We start from the raw sequence: 14349 nt of genomic DNA, 5'->3' as shown, positions 1-14349 counted from the left end.
ACACCAAGATGAGCACATTCGAATTCCTATGGCAGGGTATCCTGGTTGCGATGCAGCCGATGAACCTGGTTTATGCGCTGGTCGGCGTGACGCTCGGCACCGCCGTCGGCGTGCTTCCCGGCATCGGCCCGGCACTCACCGTGGCGCTGCTGTTGCCCGTCACCTACAAACTCGATCCCGGCGGCTCGCTGATCATGTTCGCCGGCATCTATTACGGCGGCATGTATGGCGGTTCGACGACCTCGATCCTGCTCAACACGCCGGGTGAAAGCGCCTCGATCGTCACCGCGCTCGAGGGCAACAAGATGGCGCGCGCCGGGCGCGGCGGACCGGCGCTGGCGACGGCGGCGATCGGCTCCTTCGTCGCCGGCCTGATTGCGACGCTCGGGCTTGCCTTCATCGCTCCCTATATCGTCAAGCTGGCGCTGGTCTTCGGGCCGCGCGAATATTTCGCACTGATGGTGCTTGCCTTCGTCACCGTCTCCTCGGCCTTCGGCGACTCCGCCTTGCGGGGCCTGACCTCGCTGTTCATCGGCTTTGCGCTCGCCATGGTCGGCATCGACCAGCAGACAGGGCAGGCGCGACTTTCCTTCGGCATCCCGGACCTGCTCGACGGTGTCGAGGTGACGACGCTTGCCGTGGCGATGTTTGCGATCGGCGAGACGCTTTATATCGCCGCGCAGGGCAACCGGATCGCGGAGAAGGTCGAGGCGGTCAAGGGTTCGCTCTGGATGACCGCTGAGGACTGGGCGCGTTCGTGGAAGCCCTGGCTGCGCGGCACGCTGATCGGTTTCCCGATCGGCGCGATGCCGGCGGGCGGCGCCGAAATCGGCACGTTCCTCTCCTATGCGACCGAAAAGCGGCTGGCGAAAAACCCGGAAGAGTTCGGCCATGGCGCAATCGAAGGCGTGGCCGGTCCCGAGGCGGCGAACAACGCCTCGGCCGCCGGCACGCTGGTGCCGCTTCTGACACTCGGCCTGCCGACGACGGCGACGGCGGCGATCATGCTCGCCGGCTTCCAGCAATACGGCTTGCAGCCGGGGCCGCTGCTGTTTGCCACCAATCCGCAGCTCGTCTGGGGACTGATCGCCAGCCTGCTCATCGCCAATGCGATGCTTTTGGTGCTGAACCTGCCGATGATCGGGCTCTGGGTGCGGTTGCTGACCATTCCAAAGCCGTGGCTCTATGCCGGCATCCTGCTGTTTGCGACGCTTGGGACAATCGGCGCCAATCCATCCGTGTTCGAGCTCGGCATGCTGCTCACTTTTGGCCTGCTCGGCTATGTGATGCGGCTCTTCGGCTATCCGATCGCGCCTACCGTCGTCGGCCTGATCCTCGGGCCGCTTGCCGAACAGCAGCTGCGCCGGGCGCTGGCGATCAGCCAGGGCGATGTGACGACGCTGGTGATGTCGCCGATCGCGGCGGGTCTGCTCATCGTTGCAGCCGCCGCCTTCCTCATCCCGCTGATTCTGCGGCTGCGTGGCAGGGGCCAGGTGCTGTCGCAACTGGCGGCAAACGAAGACTAGCGCATCGGCCCGAAATCGGAATCGATTTTCGGAAAGCACGATGCGCAGATTTCAAAATGAGATCGTCCTTTGTGCGTCCGAAAGGACGCACGGCGCTCTAAGAAGAAAAAGACGACCCACCCCCTCCCTCGAGGCCGGCCATGGAGACATGTGCCGGCCTGCTGTTTTTTGCATGGCTGAGGTGATTTTCTGAGCATTGTGGAGGTCTGTGCGCGATGCCATCTATGAGTGGTCAATCATAGAGCAAAAGGAAAAGGACAATGTCCGCACTCCGCAATTCAATCCGTACGGGTTTCTTTGGCCGCGCATTCGCCGTCCTTGGTGCTGCAAACGCGGTCAGCGCCGCCGTTGAAGCAGGCCGTCGCCCGCGTGCCGGCGACCTCAGGGAGCTCGGTATCGACCCAGCCTCCTTCGGTCAGGTCTCCCGCTAACACCTGCAAGCCATGCATGAATGAATTAGCCCGCAACCGGATGGTCGCGGGCTTTATTTTTATCCCTATGGGTGCCGCCCAGCGGCTTGCATTGTCAGGCGTGAAGTTCCTCCTGCCGGGCGACGTGACCCTCGACCTTTTCGCGCCTGTTGTGGCGGATGGATGACCAGAGGGACAGGCCGATCAGCGCCGCGCCGCCGAGGCCGGTGATGACTTCGGGGATGTGCACCATCGTCTGCGCATACATGATCACCGAGAGGATCAGGATGGCGTAGAAGGCGCCATGTTCGAGATAGCGGTATTCGGCAAGCGTTCCCTTCTCCACCAGCATGATCGTCATCGAGCGCACGTACATGGCGCCGATGCCAAGGCCGATGGCGATGACGAAGAGGTTCTGCGTCAGCGCGAAGGCGCCGATGACGCCATCGAAGGAGAAGCTGGCGTCCAGCACCTCCAGATAGATGAAGGCGCCGAGGCCGCCCTTGGCGGCAGCACTCATCGTCTGCTGCGAGGCATCGAGCAGCCCGCCGACCACCTCGACCGCGAGGAAGGTAAGCAGGCCGTAGATGGCGCAATGGACGAAGACGGTGGCTTCCTCGCCGCCGATCAGCCAGGAGAAAACCAGCATCAGCGCCAACACGAAGGCGATCTCAATACCCTTGATGGTGGCGGAACGTGCCATCATCTTTTCAAGACCGCCAATCCAGTGCACCTGCTTCTCGTGATTGAAGAAGTAGTTGAGCCCGACCATCATCAGGAAGGTGCCGCCGAAGGCTGCGATCGGCAGATGCGCGTCGTTCATGATGCGGGCATATTCGGCCGGCTCGCGGGCGGCAAGCACCAGAGCATCCCAGGGGCCGATCTGGGCCGCGATCGCGACGATCGCCAGCGGGAAGACGATGCGCATGCCGAAGACGGCGATGATGATGCCCCAGGTGAGGAAGCGCTTCTGCCAGACCGGCGTCATCTCCTTCAGCTTGTTGGCGTTGACGATGGCATTGTCGAAGGAAAGCGATATCTCCAGCACTGCAAGCACCGTGCAGATGAAGAAGACGGTTGCCATGCCGCCGATGGTGCCCGTCGTCTGCCAGCCGAGCACGGCGCCGAGAACGAGGCCGAGGGCAGTAACGATGAAAGCCCAGCGGAAATAGCTGAGCGAAGATTTATGGGTCACGGACTGGTTCATGGCCGCACCTCGCGGCCGCAAATCGCATTGAAGAGGGGTGATATATTGGAAAAACGCGACATGCCATAACGGGCATGCGGGTCAGGCATGGTGAGCTTGTTCATCGATGAAAAATCCGCCGGCTAAGCTGCAGGCGGTACCGACATCACGAGAGCGCCGTAAAAACTCTCGCCAGAGGGGCCCGGCACCAAAGTTCCCCCGTCAGCCGATGTCTGGGAGGCTGCAGGATAGGCTCTAGGTAATGAGCTTCCCGGGCCAGTCAAGGCCGACAGGCATATCGAGATTGGGTAATTTTTTTTGGAACCATCCTGATGCCCGTCCGTTAGGCACTGTTGAGCTTAAAAAAGGAGGCCGATGATGCACACTTCGACCCATGTTCCCGACAAGCGCACGGAGGCGTCCGACCGCATGAAGCGGGCGAAGCCAAACCGCATGCAGAAGGCGCAGGTGCTGCCGCCGCATCATGTCGATCTGACCCTGACGCCCGGCGTCTATCACGACATTCACGTGCCCGCCCATGTTACCGGCGCAGACCTTTCCAAGGGTGGTCCCGACATTAAAGGCAATGCTGACACCAAGAAATAACGGATATTCCGGAGGCCTCTTTGGCGCTGACGGTAGATTTAAAACAGGGTGAGAAACATATGACGATCAACTTTGTGCCCCGCGAGATCTTCATCCGGCACGAAAGTGAATGGCAGGCCGTACGCGAGGCGGCGGACGAGCGCATCAATATCGGCATCGGCGAACGCCAGAAGCCGCTTTCGTCCATCGGCGGTACGGCATCGGTTGGGAAAAACGATCCTTCGGCCGCACGCTCCGAATGACCAGCAGACAGTCACGCTGATACGAACGCCCGGCATGATGCCGGGCGTTTTGTTTTCTATTGATGGTCATCCCGATCGATACGCTGTCCGGAGTTAAAGCCGAATCGTTGCTCGAGCTTACCGAAAGCGAAGAGCACACAGATGGCGGCGAGCGTCGTGAAGAAGGCGATCGGCCAATAGCCGAAGCCCATGGCGAGGCCGATCGCGCCGGAGAGCCACATGCCAGCGCCCGTCGTCAGCCCGTGCACCCGACCTCTGGCAAAGACGATCATGCCGGCGGCAAGGAAAGCGACGCCGGCGGTTACGGCTTCGATGACACGCAGCGGATCGATACGCACCTGCTCGTCATCGGCGAAACCCGGCATGTGCACGGCCTCGATCGAGATGATGGCAAAGAGGGCCGCGGCAAGACTGATCAGAATATGGGTGCGGAAGCCTGCCGGGCGGTCGCGTGCCTCGCGCTCGAAGCCGATCAGTGCGCCGAAGACGATGGCGCCGAGCAGACGGGCGAAGATGACCGGATAGTGGATGCGCGACGCCGGTATCATGTCGGCGATGATGAGATCCATGGATTTTTCCCCTAGAATAGATGGAATTTTTCGCTGGCTAACGTGTAAGCGCGGAATTTGTTCAGCTTTTTCCTCGTCGTGTGTTTCAGGCGCCGCACAGGCCCCGCCGGTGCGCCCCGGCGCTTTCCTGTCATTGGAGGAAAAGATCGCCGAACCAGGCATCATCCTGTCGCCGCGCCAACCTTTCGGAAAGGATTGGGCAGCGATAATCCCGGCCTCACGGGAATCGGACAGATGGCCAAGACAGCGACACGCGGCCGCCGCAAGGCGCCGGCCAGAGGAAAGAGCAAAGCGCGCAGCAGCGGTGGCGGATTGCTGCCCTGGGCGGTGATCGGCATTGCCGCGATCGGTGGCATCGTCGCTCACGACCATTGGAAGAGCATCCAGCCGATGCTTGCAAGGCAATCGGCGCCGATCACGCGGGAAACGGCGGAGCCGAAACCCCTCGTCAGGAAGGACGTGCCTCCGAAGCAGGTGGCGCTTGCCGCACCCATGCCGAAAGCCGTATCGCCGGTGCCACAGTCGCAGCCGCTGCCGCCGGCCGCGATCCCGACGCCGATGATCCAGCCGATAAAAGCAGTGCCGTCCCCGGCCTCTCCTGCCGTTTCGGAAACCGGGAGGGTCGCTTTCGGCTATTGCGGGCAGGGCGCCCATATCAATTGCGTCGGCGATGGCGGCGTGTTCTGGTACAAGGGCGAGAAGATCGTGATCGCCGACATGGCAAGCCCTGTCGTCGACCAGGCCCGCTGTGACGGCGAACGCAGGGTGGCCTTTGCCGCCAAGTCACGGCTGCTGGCACTTCTGAACGCTGGACCCTTCACGATGAATGCCGCGGGCAAGACCGAGTCCTCAGGCGCACCGCGCGTCGTCTCGCGCGACGGGCGCTCTTTCGGCGCGCAACTGATCAATGAGGGACTGGCACGCAAGCCGGGGGCTGCCGGTAGCGCCTGGTGCGCCTGACGGCAATTCAAAATGCTACAGCGTCCTTTGCGCGTCTGAAAAGACGCGCGGCGCTGTAGAGCATTTCCATTCTCGAATGCACGGAAACGCTCTCGCTTTGTTTTCAGGCGATTCCCGACGCAAAACCGCTGCGCAGTTTTGCTGGAGTTGCTCTGGCTATTTGCCTTTTTTCACCAGCTTGCCGCCGGTGCGGAAGCTGCCGGTGAAGGAGGAATCCTTGCTTTCTGCGGTGCATTCGATCGCAATCGGCTTACCGGCATAGGGATTGCCGAAGGTGCAGAAGCCGGCAACCTTGACCTCCCCGGTCATCTTGTTGCCGACACCCGTGGTGACGAGGCTGAGCGGCAGGCGGGCATTGCCGTTGGAGGCGGGCTTGATGCCGCCGCCGTCGCCCTGGAAGCCGAGCGCCTTGCCATCCGAAGTGAAGATGAAGGTCACCAGGCCATTGACCAGGGTGACGCTGGCAAGCTCGTTCTTGCAGCCCTTGGTGGCGTCGAACTTGGCGACAACAAGCTTGGCGCATTTGCCGGAAAGCGTGATGACGCCAGGCGCGCCGGGAAAAGTCTCGGCGGGTGCGGCTGGCGCGGCAGAGGCCGGCAAGGCGAAGGCAGCGGAAAAAATTGCGGCGGCGGCACGCGCGGATAACTTCATTTCGATCTCAAAACCCCATGTCCTGTCGAGGCGAATCACCACCTCATGCTCGGTTCGCCATGGCATGGCTCTGTGTCCGAATTTGGCTCCGTTATTCCAGAGGCACAAAAATTTCGTCGGCCGCCGGGCGGGCTCGGCGATCGGCGGCAGGTGAGTCAAAAGTTGGTTGAGCCTGCTGGTTACAGGGTCCAGCAATGACATAGGCTGCCGGACATCGGCAACGAACCGATGTGACACGACCGTAGCAAGGCGCTCATCGCGCGCCTGCCATCTTGGACGCACTTCTGGTCAAGGGGAATGGGCCCAGGCAGGGAAGTCCAGGCCCATTCTTTCCCGATCGGAGGTCAGTCAGATCAGGAATTTGTAGCTGCCGGTCCAGAGCATGATGCCGAAAAGTATGAGCGGTTTTCGGACGACATCCTGTTCTAGCCGGCAGCCTTTTGTCAGAACGCGCGCTGCAGGCGGAAATAGCCCGAGGTTACGTCTTCAGCATTGTCCGGATCGAGGTACTGAACCGAAACCTTTGCCGAGAGGTTTTCAACGATCTGGTAGTCGATCGTTACGCCGGCCTTCCAGGCGTTAACGTCGTCGTTGAACTCGCCAGCAGTGATGCCGTAATTGTCGTAGTACTGAACGGCCGGGGTGATCTTCAGCTTGTCGGTCGCCTTGATTGCGTATTCAGCAGCGATGGCCCACTCAGCCTTGTTGTAATAGGCGTTCGGGTTGGTCGCGTAGACGACTGCGAGGCCGAGCGTGCCCGGACCGACAGCAACCGTACCCATAGCGCGGACGGCACCTTCTTCGTTGTCGGTGTCGTAACCAGCAGTGATCTGGTAGCTGAATGCTCCAGCCTTGCCCCCGAGACCGACTGCAACGCCGAAGTTGTTAGCGGTTTCGCCATCATAGAACGGGCTGTCTTCCAGCTCGTCGACGCTGATGCCAGCGTAGAAGGCGTCGGTTTCGTACTGATAACGGATAGAGTTGTGCAGCGTTACCGGAGAACCGATATCGTCCGTTTCGCCGGAGAGACCATCGTCCCACCAGGAGTAAAAGAGACCAGCGCGGAAACCTGCGATGTCGATGTAAGCAGAGTCCAGCTGGGCCTTCTGGGCAGAAGCGTTGTCAGCATTGAACTGCATGACGATGACGCCGGTCAGCGGACCATATTCGGTGTCGCTCTTGGCCGTAAACTGAACCTGACCACGCGTACGGGCATCCCAGTCCGAGTCGTTGGCGACAGAACCACCGCCGGCGGCGCCGATCGAGCTGGCGTGCGGAGCCACGTCAACCTGGAAACGGACGTAACCGTTGATCTTGAGGCAGGTTTCGGTGCCCGGGATGTAGAAGTAGCCGGTGCCGTAGGCGTCGCAGACGCGAACGTATTCAACCGGTTCCGGTTCGGCAGCAACGATAGCGTCAGCTGCCTGAGCGCCGGGTACTGCTGCAAGTGCAGCAGCGGAGCCGAGAAGAAGGCTCTTGATGTTCATGGAATAACCTCCAGTTCAGATGCAAGAGGATGAAGACCGTCTGCGCTCGGCAGTCCCTACGTGTCTTCACCCCGTGTGACCGAAGCGGCACCTTTTTGGGTCGGTGCCTGCCTCGCCGCGGAAGTTACATAGGGGATGTTGCACTGCAACGACATTGTCGATCGTGACAGCAGGCTGTCACTGCTATGTTGCTGAAATCACACGCATTTTGTCATACACCCGTCATCTGTCCGTCACAAAGCTCGCGCTTCCGAATGCTTGAGCAACGAGGGGCTGAACTTCGGCAACGGTATGCAATTGATGATCGCGTGAGCACGTCCTCATATGCGAAAACGCCATCGCTGCAATCTGCACGAATCGGACAAAGCCGAACAATGCCCCAGGACATACCGATGTCGGGCCACAGCTTCTCACCGGCAGTGATCGGTGACTGGCGAATGTCGCCTCGACGGGAAGCAACGAAGACGCGCTTTTGCTGGAACTGCTCAATTTGCCCTCTTTCACCAGCTTGCCGCCGGTCGCTCGGGCGTCGAACGGGGAGAGCAGTCGTCTCGCTAGGGATTTTTGAAATCGTCCCAGAGGATCGCTACCCCAGCCGCGAGGATCGTGATCGGAATTAGCCAAAGCTTGATGCTAATGGGTTCGACGACATGAAACTGCATATAACCGAAACCGAGGAGGCCAGCCCCAGCCAGGGCGAGGCCGAGGATTATGGATATCGCTTTACGTGTCCGCGTCCTTTGCGTCATACGTCCTCCTATTTCCCGCGTGTGGGGGCTATCCCACAGCCATTGAAATCCGGCCCCCGGATCATGGTCGCGGACCAATCACGTACAAGCCCTCGCTGCGCAAAGTGCTGGATCTCGATCGCGTGCCAGGTTCAGGAAACAGAAAATCCCCAAGGCGGGGATTTGTCAACGATGTCAGGGAGATCGGATGGTGGGCGTGACAGGGATTGAACCTGTGACCCCTACGATGTCAACGTAGTGCTCTCCCGCTGAGCTACACGCCCATCCGATGGCGGCGCATAGATCACAAAACCTTCGGAGCCGTCAATAGGCTTTTTTCAGTTTTGTGACGCGCCGCCCGGCAAGCCTTACGCGGCAAGCATCTTGTTGACCTCATCGACGAGATCGCGCAGGTGAAAAGGCTTCGAAAGGACCTTGGCATCCTTCGGCGCCTTCGAATCAGGGTTGAGCGCCACGGCGGCAAAACCGGTGATGAACATCACCTTCAGGTCGGGGTCGAGCTCGGTGGCGCGTCGCGCCAGCTCGATGCCGTCCATCTCGGGCATGACGATATCGGTCAGCAGCAGGGAAAACGGCTCCTCGCGCAGCCGGTCATAGGCGCTGGCGCCATTGTCATAGGAAAGGACCTTGTAGCCGGCCTTTTCGAGCGCTTTCACCAGGAAGCGGCGCATGTCGTTGTCGTCTTCGGCGAGAAGTATCTTCTGAGTCATCAATCCAGACCGCGATCCATAGGTTTTTGGTGGGCTGCCAGCCGTTTACACTAGTCTTTACCCGGTAAACAACCGGTGAATTGTCTGTGCGTGACCGCCATCCCTCCTACATAGTATGGACTTGCGGCCGGGCAACTGGCAACATGGGCCAAGCAGTCAGTTCATGACATGGTAAAGAGGGCCGAAAGTGCCGGAAATACGCGAATACGAGCTTTTTGAGGTCCATGAGCCCGTGTCGCAGACCATTCCTTTCGTCTACAACTCCCCCCATAGCGGCCGCATTTATCCACCGGAATTTATCGCTCAGTCCAGGCTTGAGGGCATCGCCATCCGCCGTTCCGAGGATCACTATGTCGACGAGCTCTTCGGCTCGGCCGTCGCACTCGGCGCGCCGCTGCTGGCAGCCAACTTTCCGCGCGCCTATCTCGACGTCAATCGCGAGCCTTATGAGCTCGATCCGCGGATGTTCGACGGGTTGCTGCCGCCCTATGCCAATGTCAATTCGCTCAGGGTCGCCGGCGGGCTCGGCACCATTCCGCGCATCGTCGCCGAGAACATGGAGATCTATGCGCGGCGCCTGCCGGTGCAGGAGGGGCTCGACCGCGTCGAAGCGGTCTACAAGCCCTATCATGCGGCGCTTCGACGGCTGATCGCGCGAACGCATGTGCAGTTCGGCTTCGGCGTGCTGATCGACTGCCACTCGATGCCCGGCAATGTGCGCGTCGCCGGCAGCACTGCGCGACCTGATTTCATCATCGGTGATCGCTACGGCACCAGCGCTTCGGCCGAACTTTCGCGCGCTGCCATCGCCATCCTGGAGGAAATGGGTTTTGCTGCGATCCGCAACAAACCCTATGCCGGCGGCTTCATCACCGAACATTACGGCCGGCCTTCGCGCGGACTGCACGCGCTGCAGATCGAGGTGAACCGGGCGATCTACGTCGATGAGCTGACTCTGCAGAAACGCGAGGATTTCGCTGCGGTGGCTGATGCGGTCACGGACTTCATGCAGCAGATGGCGGAATATGTTGAGAAATTTGCCGGTGAGCGGGCGCTGGCCGCCGAATAGATCTCTTTTTCGATGTCGCTGACGTCTGGCCTTCGTCTTCCCGGCCAAAAAAAACCGCGCTTGTGAGCGCGGCTAAGTCTAGGGAGGAAACACCCAAGGAGGGTATTTACAGTCAGAAGACTGTATGGAGACGCTACTATTGCATTGCACAAATGTCAAGCAATATATTGCGCTGCGATATCTTTGGGCAGTTAGAGCCAAATTGCCTGCTGCGTTTGCATTCCCATTGCTTTTCGCTATGAAAAGCGCCACTCCCGCCAGCCAAACGGATCCATCATGTTTCCTGACCGTTCGTTTTTCAACCGCCTGGCGGAAGCCGCCCGAGCCGAGACGCTGCCGCGCTTCCGCTCCGGCCTCGATGTCACGAACAAGCTTTCCTCCGGTTTCGATCCGGTGACGGAAGGTGACCGGGCGGCCGAACTCGCCATCCGGGCGCTGATCGAGGAGAGTTTCCCCGGCCACGGCATTCTCGGCGAGGAACATGGCAATGTCGGGCTCGACCGCGAATATGTCTGGGTGATCGATCCGATCGACGGCACGCGTGCCTTCATCTCCGGTGTGCCGGTGTGGGGAACGCTGATCGGCCTGCAGAGGGATGGCAGGGCGATCATGGGCATGATCGAGCAACCCTTTACCGGCGAGCGCTATTTCGCCGACCAGAACGGCTCGATCTATACCGGGCCGGAGGGCGAGCGGCGGCTGGCGACGCGCCAGTGTGATGCGCTTTCGAACGCCATCCTGTTCACCACCTCGCCGCATCTCTTTGTCGGCGAGGAGATGGAGAAATACCGCGAGATCGAGAGCCAGGTGCGGCTCTTCCGCTACGGCTGCGACTGCTATGCCTATGCGTTGCTTGCCGCCGGCCATATCGATCTCGTCATCGAAAACAGTCTGAAACCCTATGACGTCGGCGGCATCATTCCCGTCATCGAGGGGGCAGGCGGCATCATCACCACCTGGGACGGCGGACGGCCTGAGAACGGCGGCTCGATCATCGCCGCCGGCAGCCGGGCGGTCTACGAACAGGCGATCGCCGTTCTGCAGCGGTGATCCCGCCGTGCTGATTCCGCGGTCAGCAATGCTGGCCGGTCATGTGCCGAGGGCGGCGACTTCTTGGTTTTCTTCGGCATCGCTGCCGGGAATGAAGGCGTGGAAGGCCGCAAGGGCGGCAGCGCGGTAGATATCGCGCTCCTGGAAGATCTCGTGGCGGGCGCCGTTGATCGGCACCAGCTGGCCGGCGCGGAAATAACGCGAAAGCCGCTCCTGCGCCGTGTAGGGCACGACACCGTCACGCGTCGGGGCGATGACGATGGTCGGGATGGTGATGGAAAAGAGATGGTAGGGCGAGGTGACCCGGTCCATCGTGCGAAAGGCCTCGATCAGCCAGCGGGCCGTCGGCGGCCCGAGCGTCAGTTCCGGATGAGCCCTCATCATCGCAACATTGCGCTCGAACCGGTGTTCGTCCGAGGTCAGCGGATTGTCGCTGAAGTTCGGCTCCTTCAGTTTCGAGGTCAGCGGCAGAAAACCAAGGCCGAGGGCCGTCAGCGTGCCTGCAAGAGCGCGGATGACGCGAGGCGAGACCGATTGGCCGGTCAGGCCGATAAAGGGCGCCGACAGCACCATGCGATCGATACGGGTGGTGAGATAGGGCGCGGCCGACAGCGCAATCAGGCCGCCTGTGGAATGCGCGAGCAGATAGAAGGGCAGGCGGGTATCCGGCAACACCACCCTTTCGAGGAAGGTGTCGAGATCACGCTCGTAATCGACGAAGCGGCGAATGTGGCCGTGGTTGCGGCTCTTCAGCAGCCGCGGCGAACCGCCCTGGCCGCGCATATCGAAGGTCGCGACCCAGAGGCCTTTGGCCGTCAGGTCGCGGATCGTCTCGAAATATTTCTCGATATATTCGTTGCGGCCATGCAGGATGACGACCGTGCCCTTGGCGACCAGAGCGCTCGAGCGGAAGACGGCGTAACGCAGCTGGTGGCCGTCATGGGTTTCGAAGAACCCCTCCGTGCGGTTTTCCGGGGCGGGATTGTCGGGCGTCGAATAGAGAACCTGATCCATGACTTTGCCAATGCGCCGCTGCTGACTGCTTCGCCTTCAGGGATAGCGCACGGCATCCGGATTGGAAAGCGGTGGCGCTCGCAAGGCCGGCTGGAGGAAAAGGGCCGGCAGGAGCATGAGGGTGCTCGCGGCCGGCCGAAGTTGAGGCTGAAGAAGAAGGGACGGATGCACTTCAGCCATCGGGACCAGATTCACCCGACGCGGAAATTTCTAGGCGAATGTGCCTGAACGCGCTCCGAACCGGTCGTTCATGCGGGGTTCACGGGCTGATCAAGGCGATTCCGAAAAGGTCTTGAACTCCTCGAATCCCATCACCATCTCCTTTCTGCGGGTGCCGAACAGGGCCCGCGCAACCGTCCCAAGGCCGCCAAAGATGGGGTCTCAGGGGCACTTCATCGCAACACGTCGCTTCCACAGGAGGACATCATGCGTCACGTAGACTTCTCTCCCCTTTATCGTTCGACCGTCGGTTTCGACCGGCTCTTCACCATGCTCGACAGCCTTGCCCAGCCGGAGCAGGCGCAGACCTATCCGCCCTATAATATCGAGCGCACCGGTGAAAACACCTATCGCATCACCATGGCGGTTGCCGGTTTCGACGAGACCGAACTTTCGATCGAAGCCCATGCCCATGTCCTGTCCGTGAAGGGTGAAAAGAACGAGGAACCTGCCGAAAGCGGCGAATTCCTCTACCGCGGCATTGCCAAGCGCGCCTTCGAGCGCCGCTTCCAGCTTGCCGACCATGTCGAGGTGATCGCCGCTTCGCTGAAGAACGGCCTGCTGCACATCGACCTTCTGCGAAATATTCCCGAGGCCATGAAGCCCCGCAAGATTACGATTGCTGCAGAACCGGTCGAGGCTCCGAAAGCCATCGAAGCGCAGATCATCAACGGCTAATCAGATCCTTATCGGATAAAATGAACGGCGCTCCTATGGGGCGCCGTTTTTTGTTTCGGCTTGAAGCGCGTCGCGATCTTTCAGATTCGCTCATCGCGCTTTAGCTCTTATTTTTACGCATGTCGTTGTCGCAAAACCGCTGCACAGTTTTGCGCGACATGCTTCATGCCGGGCTGGCGGCTTCGTCGATTTCCTTGTCCGTTGCACGGCGGGCCGCGGCGGCGGCGTATTTCTGGGCGATGACGGCGCAGACCATCAGCTGGATCTGGTGGAACAGCATCAGCGGCAGCACGATCGCGCCGATCGACTGGCCGGCGAAGATGACGTTCGCCATCGGTACGCCGCTCGCGAGGCTCTTCTTCGAGCCGCAGAAGGTGATGGTGATCTCGTCGGCCTTGTTGAAGCCCAGCCAGCGGCTGCCGAACATCGTCAGCACCAGGACAATCGCCAGCAAAACCATGTCGGCGACGATGACGACGGCGATATCGGCGATCGAAAAGGTGTGCCACAGGCCCTCGACGACCGCCGTGCTGAAGGCGAGATAGACGACCATCAGGATCGAGCCGCGGTCGACAGGCATCAGGATCTTCTTCTTGGCGCGGATCCAGTCGCCGATCCAGGGCTGCAGGATCTGGCCGACAATGAAGGGGGCAAGCAGCTGCAGCAGGATCTGCTCTAATGCATCGAAGGAGAAGCCGCCATGGCCGCCGACGGAAAACAGCAGGCCGACGAGCAGCGGTGTCAGGAACATGCCGAAAATGTTGGATGCCGAGGCCGAGCAGATGGCGGCCGGTACGTTGCCGCCCGCCATCGAGGTGAAGGCAATCGACGACTGCACCGTCGACGGCAGCACGCAGAGGAAGAGGATGCCGAGATAAAGCGGCTGCGGCAGGATCGTGTCGGGGATCAGCCCGAGCGCCATGCCGAGCAGCGGGAAAATGCCGAAGGTGGTCAGCAGGATGACGAGATGCAGGCGCCAGTGCAGCAGGCCTGATATGACGACGTCGCGCGACAGGCGCGCGCCATGCAGGAAGAACAGCAGCGCGATGGCAAGGTCAGTGGCGATACCGAAATAATCCGCGAATGTGCCGCTTGCCGGCAGCAGCGACGCGAGGATGACGGTGCAGACGAGCAGGATGGTGAATGTATCGGGCAGAAAGCGGCGCATGGCGATCTCGCGGCGTGATAAAACAGTCATTGTTCTGTCGTCCATTATGATCCAG

Annotated in this window: 16 protein-coding genes and 1 tRNA gene; 8 read left to right on the top strand and 9 right to left on the bottom strand. The window is 60.7% G+C overall.

Features of this window, described 5'->3' with window-relative positions; all coding sequences use genetic code 11:
- The first annotated feature begins 8 nt into the window (after window positions 1-8).
- Together U5G49_RS18605 and U5G49_RS18600 are read left to right on the top strand one after the other, a co-directional pair.
- A complete protein-coding gene (locus U5G49_RS18605) occupies window positions 9-1526 on the top strand; it encodes a tripartite tricarboxylate transporter permease (RefSeq protein ID WP_018243554.1) in 1518 nt (505 codons plus the stop codon).
- Between the two features lie 260 nt (window positions 1527-1786).
- A complete protein-coding gene (locus U5G49_RS18600) occupies window positions 1787-1957 on the top strand; it encodes a hypothetical protein (RefSeq protein ID WP_018243553.1) in 171 nt (56 codons plus the stop codon).
- Window positions 1958-2051: 94 nt separating this feature from the next.
- Here the strand turns inward: U5G49_RS18600 and U5G49_RS18595 are convergent, their stop codons facing one another.
- On the bottom strand, window positions 2052-3143 hold the full coding sequence (locus tag U5G49_RS18595; protein ID WP_018243552.1) for a DUF475 domain-containing protein: 1092 nt from the start codon (window positions 3141-3143) through the stop codon (window positions 2052-2054).
- 354 nt (window positions 3144-3497) lie between these two features.
- Between U5G49_RS18595 and U5G49_RS18590 the strand changes: the two genes are divergently transcribed.
- Together U5G49_RS18590 and U5G49_RS18585 are read left to right on the top strand one after the other, a co-directional pair.
- Window positions 3498-3728, top strand: coding sequence for a hypothetical protein (locus tag U5G49_RS18590; protein WP_018243551.1), 231 nt, complete (start codon window positions 3498-3500; stop codon window positions 3726-3728).
- Window positions 3729-3787: 59 nt separating this feature from the next.
- Window positions 3788-3970 (top strand): hypothetical protein, encoded by a 183-nt coding sequence (locus tag U5G49_RS18585; protein ID WP_018243550.1) that lies wholly within the window; start codon window positions 3788-3790, stop codon window positions 3968-3970.
- 56 nt (window positions 3971-4026) lie between these two features.
- Here the strand turns inward: U5G49_RS18585 and U5G49_RS18580 are convergent, their stop codons facing one another.
- Complete coding sequence (locus U5G49_RS18580) at window positions 4027-4539, bottom strand: MgtC/SapB family protein (RefSeq protein WP_018243549.1); 513 nt, start codon at window positions 4537-4539, stop codon at window positions 4027-4029.
- 234 nt (window positions 4540-4773) lie between these two features.
- Between U5G49_RS18580 and U5G49_RS18575 the strand changes: the two genes are divergently transcribed.
- Window positions 4774-5499 carry a hypothetical protein gene (locus tag U5G49_RS18575; RefSeq protein ID WP_026188526.1) on the top strand — a complete coding sequence of 242 codons (726 nt, stop codon included), beginning with the start codon at window positions 4774-4776 and terminating at the stop codon, window positions 5497-5499.
- Window positions 5500-5655: 156 nt separating this feature from the next.
- On the opposite strand, the gene U5G49_RS18570 is transcribed toward U5G49_RS18575, so the two are convergent.
- The 5 genes from U5G49_RS18570 to cpdR1 all read right to left on the bottom strand — a co-directional run bounded on the left by U5G49_RS18570 (window position 5656) and on the right by cpdR1 (window position 9096).
- Window positions 5656-6150: a hypothetical protein gene (locus U5G49_RS18570; protein ID WP_020572931.1), complete on the bottom strand. Its 495-nt coding sequence runs from the start codon at window positions 6148-6150 to the stop codon at window positions 5656-5658.
- 443 nt (window positions 6151-6593) lie between these two features.
- Window positions 6594-7637, bottom strand: a complete 1044-nt coding sequence (locus tag U5G49_RS18565) for a porin (protein WP_018243546.1) — start codon at window positions 7635-7637, stop codon at window positions 6594-6596.
- Between the two features lie 554 nt (window positions 7638-8191).
- Window positions 8192-8386 carry a hypothetical protein gene (locus U5G49_RS18560; RefSeq protein ID WP_018243545.1) on the bottom strand — a complete coding sequence of 65 codons (195 nt, stop codon included), beginning with the start codon at window positions 8384-8386 and terminating at the stop codon, window positions 8192-8194.
- 188 nt (window positions 8387-8574) lie between these two features.
- A tRNA-Val gene (locus tag U5G49_RS18555) sits at window positions 8575-8649 on the bottom strand.
- Between the two features lie 84 nt (window positions 8650-8733).
- Window positions 8734-9096: a response regulator CpdR1 gene (cpdR1, locus tag U5G49_RS18550; RefSeq protein ID WP_003542883.1), complete on the bottom strand. Its 363-nt coding sequence runs from the start codon at window positions 9094-9096 to the stop codon at window positions 8734-8736.
- A 187-nt stretch (window positions 9097-9283) separates the two neighbouring features.
- Here cpdR1 and U5G49_RS18545 point away from each other — a divergent pair, with 187 nt between their 5' ends.
- Window positions 9284-10165 carry an N-formylglutamate amidohydrolase gene (locus tag U5G49_RS18545; RefSeq protein ID WP_193444298.1) on the top strand — a complete coding sequence of 294 codons (882 nt, stop codon included), beginning with the start codon at window positions 9284-9286 and terminating at the stop codon, window positions 10163-10165.
- Window positions 10166-10441: 276 nt separating this feature from the next.
- Window positions 10442-11215 (top strand): histidinol-phosphatase, encoded by a 774-nt coding sequence (gene hisN, locus U5G49_RS18540; protein WP_018243544.1) that lies wholly within the window; start codon window positions 10442-10444, stop codon window positions 11213-11215.
- A gap of 39 nt (window positions 11216-11254) precedes the next feature.
- Here the strand turns inward: hisN and U5G49_RS18535 are convergent, their stop codons facing one another.
- Window positions 11255-12229: an alpha/beta fold hydrolase gene (locus U5G49_RS18535; RefSeq protein WP_018243543.1), complete on the bottom strand. Its 975-nt coding sequence runs from the start codon at window positions 12227-12229 to the stop codon at window positions 11255-11257.
- Between the two features lie 426 nt (window positions 12230-12655).
- Between U5G49_RS18535 and U5G49_RS18530 the strand changes: the two genes are divergently transcribed.
- Entirely contained in the window at window positions 12656-13126 is a 471-nt protein-coding gene (locus U5G49_RS18530; RefSeq protein WP_018243541.1) for an Hsp20 family protein, read from the top strand.
- A gap of 163 nt (window positions 13127-13289) precedes the next feature.
- On the opposite strand, the gene U5G49_RS18525 is transcribed toward U5G49_RS18530, so the two are convergent.
- The gene (locus U5G49_RS18525) at window positions 13290-14339 is read right to left on the bottom strand and encodes a bile acid:sodium symporter family protein (protein WP_018243540.1); all 1050 of its coding nucleotides are present in this window, start codon (window positions 14337-14339) and stop codon (window positions 13290-13292) included.
- Window positions 14340-14349: the final 10 nt, after the last annotated feature.

Source organism: Rhizobium indigoferae (assembly GCF_034554815.1).
Taxonomy (GTDB): domain Bacteria; phylum Pseudomonadota; class Alphaproteobacteria; order Rhizobiales; family Rhizobiaceae; genus Rhizobium; species Rhizobium leguminosarum.
Note: the sequence above shows the minus strand (reverse complement) of the source record. Positions and strands in the feature narration are given on the sequence as shown.